The organism is Vibrio sp. 10N.261.52.A1 (genome assembly GCF_002876325.1).
Taxonomy (GTDB): Bacteria; Pseudomonadota; Gammaproteobacteria; order Enterobacterales; family Vibrionaceae; genus Vibrio; species Vibrio chagasii.
The window spans coordinates 1-829 of record NZ_MCYD01000145.1 but is presented as its reverse complement, the minus strand read 5'-3'; the positions used below and the strand labels follow the sequence as shown (position 1 = coordinate 829).

The window sequence follows — 829 nt, the reverse complement described above, 5'->3', positions numbered from 1 at the left end:
TTTCAATATTTAGTTTTCAGCTAAATTACAGAAGTTCTACCGACTGCTGAGCAATCAAAAATCGAACGTTAGGTTGAAATCGATACTATTGTAATCTGAATTATCAAAGTAATAGTTATAAGAAACTGTCGGTTTGACTCCGAATATAGATATGGTGATACCAGGGCTCAAATAATGAGAGTAGCTATTATCACCATAACAATGAGGCTGACAAACTAGCAATTTTTCTAAATGAGGTGTCCATTTCTTATAATGAGTCATTTGATGAGTGTAAGAGAGAGATAGAGATAGCCAATCATTCACTTCATAAAAACTACCAAGGGTTTTATCTAAGGAAATGCTTTCAGCTCTTAAATGATGTAACTCTCGATCTATATATTGAACAGTAAAGTCGGTATAGAAGACAGCACCTTCCCAAGCAAAAGCGCTAAACAGTCCAGATTTGTAAACTTCTACATCGTCTAAATTTCCGCCCGCTGCAACCGTCACTTCGTTGTAGATTAAATCAGCAAGAATGAAGGAATAGCCAATCCCTAACTCTCCAAAGAGATCACTATCGTATTGCCCAAAAACACGCCAAGTATCATTGAAATTATGCGAACCATAGAGTGTGTAAGTCAGGTCGTTATCATTGTTCTGTTCTAAGTAGTTTTCCTTACTAATAGAAATATTAAAAGTGTCTCCCACGTAGTCAGCAACATCTTGCCAATCAGCTTGTACAGAAAAAGGGAAACAAATAAGTGCGAGCGAGTATATTTTATTCATGTTGAAACCGTATTTAGATCTCAATCCATGAGAGCTGTTATTTATTGATAGCAATGATATAAGC

Annotated in this window: 1 protein-coding gene; it reads right to left on the bottom strand. The window is 35.8% G+C overall.

Annotation, left to right across the window (positions count from 1 at the left end; translation table 11 throughout):
* Positions 1 to 54: 54 nt before the first annotated feature.
* A partial coding sequence (locus tag BCT81_RS01985) for a hypothetical protein (protein ID WP_206747996.1) occupies positions 55 to 829 on the bottom strand: 775 nt, incomplete at its 5' end.